The 4460-nt window shown below is 39.3% G+C and carries 7 protein-coding genes and 2 pseudogenes; 3 read left to right on the top strand and 6 right to left on the bottom strand.

The window, feature by feature from the left end:
• Together ACFIJL_RS08615 and ACFIJL_RS08610 are read right to left on the bottom strand one after the other, a co-directional pair.
• A pseudogene (locus ACFIJL_RS08615) lies at positions 1–204 on the bottom strand (phage baseplate assembly protein V); the annotation flags it as partial.
• Positions 185–727, bottom strand: a complete 543-nt coding sequence (locus ACFIJL_RS08610) for a hypothetical protein (protein ID WP_375624244.1) — start codon at positions 725–727, stop codon at positions 185–187. The gene ACFIJL_RS08610 and the pseudogene ACFIJL_RS08615, both read right to left, overlap by 20 nt.
• Positions 728–779: 52 nt before the next feature.
• Here ACFIJL_RS08610 and ACFIJL_RS08605 point away from each other — a divergent pair, with 52 nt between their 5' ends.
• Both ACFIJL_RS08605 and ACFIJL_RS08600 read left to right on the top strand, forming a co-directional pair.
• Positions 780–1094 (top strand): type II toxin-antitoxin system RelE/ParE family toxin, encoded by a 315-nt coding sequence (locus ACFIJL_RS08605; RefSeq protein WP_375624242.1) that lies wholly within the window; start codon positions 780–782, stop codon positions 1092–1094.
• 16 nt (positions 1095–1110) lie between these two features.
• Complete coding sequence (locus ACFIJL_RS08600) at positions 1111–1407, top strand: HigA family addiction module antitoxin (RefSeq protein WP_004861504.1); 297 nt, start codon at positions 1111–1113, stop codon at positions 1405–1407.
• 46 nt (positions 1408–1453) lie between these two features.
• Here ACFIJL_RS08600 and ACFIJL_RS08595 read toward each other — a convergent pair.
• Together ACFIJL_RS08595 and ACFIJL_RS08590 are read right to left on the bottom strand one after the other, a co-directional pair.
• Positions 1454–1732, bottom strand: a pseudogene (locus tag ACFIJL_RS08595) (hypothetical protein).
• Entirely contained in the window at positions 1729–2448 is a 720-nt protein-coding gene (locus ACFIJL_RS08590; protein ID WP_375624240.1) for a Rha family transcriptional regulator, read from the bottom strand. The pseudogene ACFIJL_RS08595 and the gene ACFIJL_RS08590 overlap by 4 nt, the downstream one beginning before the upstream one ends.
• 373 nt (positions 2449–2821) lie before the next feature.
• On the opposite strand from ACFIJL_RS08590, the gene ACFIJL_RS08585 reads away from it, so the two are divergent.
• The gene (locus tag ACFIJL_RS08585) at positions 2822–3907 is read left to right on the top strand and encodes a hypothetical protein (RefSeq protein ID WP_375624238.1); all 1086 of its coding nucleotides are present in this window, start codon (positions 2822–2824) and stop codon (positions 3905–3907) included.
• A gap of 27 nt (positions 3908–3934) precedes the next feature.
• Here ACFIJL_RS08585 and ACFIJL_RS08580 read toward each other — a convergent pair whose 3' ends face one another.
• Positions 3935–4288: a hypothetical protein gene (locus ACFIJL_RS08580; RefSeq protein ID WP_375624236.1), complete on the bottom strand. Its 354-nt coding sequence runs from the start codon at positions 4286–4288 to the stop codon at positions 3935–3937.
• A 1-nt stretch (position 4289) separates the two neighbouring features.
• On the bottom strand, positions 4290–4460 hold a 171-nt coding region (locus ACFIJL_RS08575), incomplete at its 5' end, for a major capsid protein (protein WP_375624228.1).

Below are 4460 nucleotides of genomic sequence, written 5' to 3'. Positions count from 1 at the left end.
TTGCTCTCCAACATCACGCCCTTCATAGGAGCGTGTTTTACCGGCGCGGGCTTGTGTGTCTGGAATCCAGTCACTGACAAGATTGCCACTTTTTACCCGATAGCGTGCGTTTTTATGGTCGACATGGCTAATCTTCCCCACCACAACCATATTTGCCACACGTCTCTTTAGATCTGTGATTTCTTTATCGCGCCGCTCTAACATGTCCACCTTCAATTTTATGGTATTTGTCTTGGTTTCCCATACCTGTTTCTGGTTTAAAACCGACAACGGGTTCAACAACTCTTTCGGTTGCCTTTCCTTCATCAAGGCAGGGGATATTGGTGACGTAAGTTACGTCAAAGGTTAAAATTGCACCGTGGAGTGCTAGAGCGCCATTATCACCAAAGGCAAAAGCAATATTTTGCAGGCGGCATGTCTCAACTGTGTTGTTGAGATTGGGATTAGCGTAGAAAACCTCCTCAACTTCCCATGCTAATTGGTCAACAAAACGTGCGCCATCTTCACATGTTGCATAGCATTCAACATCTACTGTTAAAACACGCCGCCTTACTCCATAATCATAGCCATCTTCAATCGTTTCACTTTGCGTTGAGATATTAATAGCTGGCATTGCTTCAATAAATAAATTGAAATCACGCATATTGAAAACATTGTCACCAGCTGCCGTCTTTGCTGCTTTAATCAACGCAACAAAGCTTTCCCTTATCGTTTCTCTCGGATGCATGAGTGTTCCTGTTATTTAACATTTATCCTTTTCTTTATATTGGTATCGTGTTATGATACGTAAAAGAACGAATAAAGGTGATTTGGTGATTGAATCTTTTGCTGATAAGCGGTGTAAAGATCTTTTAGAAGGCAATCCGCCCAGAGACTTTCCCACCACTCTAGTGCGTATAGCCCAAAGAAAATTGTTTATGCTCGATAAAGCAGTTGATCTCAAAGATTTGCGTAGTCCTCCGGGAAATCGTCTAGAAGCATTGAAAGGAGAGCGTAAAGGTCAATATTCTATCCGTATTAATGACCAGTTTCGTATTTGTTTTGAATGGCGCTCTAATGGCGCCTATGAAGTTGAAATCATAGATTATCATTGATCTGTAGGAGGTCGAGATGAAAAATTATATAGCGATTCATCCCGGAGAAATTTTACGAGAGGAATATTTAAAAGAATATGCTCTCTCTGCTTATGCTCTTGCAAAAGCATTAAATGTTCCACGCACGAGAATAGAACGTATTGTTGCTGAAAATAGTCCAGTGACTCCCGATACTGCTCTCAGATTAGCCTATTTTTTTGATACTACTGCTGAATTTTGGCTTAACATGCAAGCTGCTTATGACGTTAGTATATTACAAACTGAAAAAGCAGACGAATTTGCCAAAATCAATAAATTTGAATGTAGGGTTTAACCACCTCCCCACCTTTAACGATAGGGAGGGGAGTTTTGTTTTTAAGTTAAGCAGCTTTTACAACAGGACTTTCCAAAGTAGGAGCATAAGCTTGCAATAACGGATTCATGCTATGCGGTAGTTCTGAAGTTCCAAAACCTGTAAGAACTGCAAGAATCTTTGTAATATTCGGCACCTCATCTTGAAGTTTTAAAATCAAAGCTTTTTCTATTGCATCCATGGTCTCAATGAGAGCATTAAAAGCTTTATCTTCGACATCATCACGATCAGAAAATTAAAACAATGCCATCCATAAATCGCACAAAAAATCGATACTGGTATTCATTGCCCCCCCCAAAAGATTTGCTCTCTTAAACATGCTAATCCTCTGGATGTGATTTTCGTTGAAGGCAGCACCTTTACTGTACCATCCGGTCTTTGAATGGTAATAGCAGGGCAATCCATGAATCCTTTCTTGATTTTATCCTGATAAGGTAACAAAGGCGTCCCTGGAGCCCGTCGATAAACCCAATCATGTTTACGCAAGTAATCAGTTAAATCTTTTGGTCGTACCTCTAACATCTTTGCAGCTTCAATAAGACCGAACAAACCATCAGAGCGTTTTAAACCTTCCAAAGCTTTTGCTTTTGGAGTTAATTCGGCAATGGTATTATCCTTTTGCTCGATTTGGCTTTGTAAGTGATTCAAGACACCAAGTAATGCTTCGGGTTTGGAATAATCAACTTGTGGTGTGGCTACTTGCTTTTCCAATTCTTGCCAACGGTCAATGATTTTAGCACGTAAAGCAGTACTGTAACCAGATACGAGAATTAAACATTCGCGCTTAGGGAGATTATAGCAAGGGCGGCTTTCGCCTTTTGCATCAACATAAGTGCCTATAAAATCAACCGGCTCAAATTTGAGCTCGTTAAATATTTGCTTGATATCGCGCATAACATTCTTATGCTGCTTTTTACACAAATCAGCAATTTCACGACTAGACATAGTTTGATGGATAGCACTATTAGCAGTGTTTCCTTTAATTTCTATAAGAGTGTTCATGATGAACTCCTATTGGTTAGACGTTTTTGATTGACACTTTTATAAATAAAGTGCCGGGTGCTCAAAAACACGGCCAATAGTCCGTCGTTATGCTTTTCCCATCAAGAGTATTGTATAGCATAACCACACCCGACGAGATCATTATATGCGTGTAACATACAATGAGTCAAAGCCTTTAATGTGCGGAAAAGAGATTGTTTCGGCAATCTATCCGCTATTGGTTTAAGGTGTTTTTGAGGCACCTGTTTCGATTATTCATACTCCTGTAATAATATCACTTTTTTCTAAAAATCATAAGCACATATTTACTTTATTTGTCGACTCACTTTAGATTTTCCAGCTTAGTTTTTTATTTATAGTGGAGGGGACAATAATGCTCGACATACTTGATACAATTGCGATGATCGTATGTTTGTTGTCGTTACCGGTGATGGTTGTCGGACTTGTTTTAGTGTGTATAAAAAAATGGCGTAAAAATGGATTGAAAACCCTTGGTATTGGAGTCTTATTATTTCTCGGCTCTGCAATATTAGGTGCGTTTTTTTTTCACAAAATCAAACCAGATCAAGTTGCGTACAATAATGAAATTTTTTCCTCCTCCTCGACTTTATTAATAGATGTTGCTACTCAAAATGAAAGCGTGACAAAGGTACTACCTGAGAATACTGATAAGCAAAGTATCCATGTTCAAGATAAAAAGTCAGACGAAAATGATGGTCTAGGTTTTTGGGGATGGTTCAGGTTAATTTTCTTTGCATTTATTGTATTGTCTATTTTTGTTCATTGGCAAGATAAACGCAACAAACGTTTTAAAGAAAAAGTTTCAGAGCAGGTTTTAATGCCTCCCCCCCATATCCATCCTTCTTCTGATTTATCAGTTGTTAATAAAATGTCGCCGGAACTTGAAAAAAAACGGTTAGAAAAGAGGGTACAGATCGTTCTCCTTTGTGCTCTACTGATTGGAGGCATTGTGGTAACAGTAACTATTACGCCATGGTTATTAGTACCCATTTTTATTGTTTTAATTTTTGTTATTATTGCCTATCGTGAGACAAAAAAGGAAAAAAGCTTTGAGCAAGAAGTTGCTCTGTGGCAATCAGATATTCCTCCCTCTAATTTTGAGGAAGCATGTGAAATGTTTCAAGAACTTGACGCAAGTGAATATGATTATCGTTTAGTACAAAATGAAAAACTGTTGGGAGTTCAAGAACGCGTTACCTTTGATATTGGCGAAAATACTCCAATTTTAGGACGTCTTTTAGTAACAAATCAAGCTATTGTATTTGAAAGCCCTGAAGATAATGAAAGGACTACTTGGGCAAGAATTGCATCAGTAACTATAACATACCAAGGATGTCACATCAGTCACCGTACCGGCGCACCATGGAATTACCGATTTAGTGCTATTCCAAATCCAAGGTTTGCAGCAGTAATCCGAGTTCTTGGGCAGCCTTATTGATTTTTAAATACACAAGAAAAAGATGCGTCATTTTTTTAACTCTCGTAAGATAAGCTTATACATACCGGATTCTGAGGCTTGGACATCTGTGATCACGAAGTGCTCTTGAGAGGGGGTTTTGTTGTTTTCAGGGGAAATGATTACAACACTATCTTGAGGGTTTGGTGGTATTCCCCCGATATCATTGATACAAAGATCAAGTTCCTTTCTTGCAATTGTGGTAGGGATTCTGCCACCGGCGTCCGATTCTGAATGCTTAATGGTGTAAATCGCTGTGATACGAAAAGATTGCTGGTTGTCTTTTCGCGTGTAGATGATGGGCTGCCCAAAAGTGTTGCGCACATCTTTAACCATTTGGTTTAGCAGCCCGTTCCACCGCATGTTATTTCGCTCCAATCACTGCTTTAAACAGCATTTCAGGGCGTGTGCAAATGTAAAGCGGATAGCTATAGACCTCCGGTTTTACCCATGCATTGCGGTCGTGGTCGACGATAAGCATCGTGTAGAGAGGTCTTCCAACCGTGTTGGCAAAATCCAAGCTTTCACCAGGAGC

This window comes from Bartonella sp. TT119HLJHH (assembly GCF_042193385.1).
Lineage (GTDB): Bacteria > Pseudomonadota > Alphaproteobacteria > Rhizobiales > Rhizobiaceae > Bartonella.
Note: the sequence above shows the minus strand (reverse complement) of the source record. Positions and strands in the feature narration are given on the sequence as shown.

Coding starts and splice junctions, on each gene's coding strand:
- ACFIJL_RS08610 (WP_375624244.1), bottom strand. CDS start 727: ATGCATCCGAGAGAAACGATAAGGGAAAGCTTTGTTGCGTTGATTAAA.
- ACFIJL_RS08605 (WP_375624242.1), top strand. CDS start 780: ATGATACGTAAAAGAACGAATAAAGGTGATTTGGTGATTGAATCTTTT.
- ACFIJL_RS08600 (WP_004861504.1), top strand. CDS start 1,111: ATGAAAAATTATATAGCGATTCATCCCGGAGAAATTTTACGAGAGGAA.
- ACFIJL_RS08590 (WP_375624240.1), bottom strand. CDS start 2,448: ATGAACACTCTTATAGAAATTAAAGGAAACACTGCTAATAGTGCTATC.
- ACFIJL_RS08585 (WP_375624238.1), top strand. CDS start 2,822: ATGCTCGACATACTTGATACAATTGCGATGATCGTATGTTTGTTGTCG.
- ACFIJL_RS08580 (WP_375624236.1), bottom strand. CDS start 4,288: ATGCGGTGGAACGGGCTGCTAAACCAAATGGTTAAAGATGTGCGCAAC.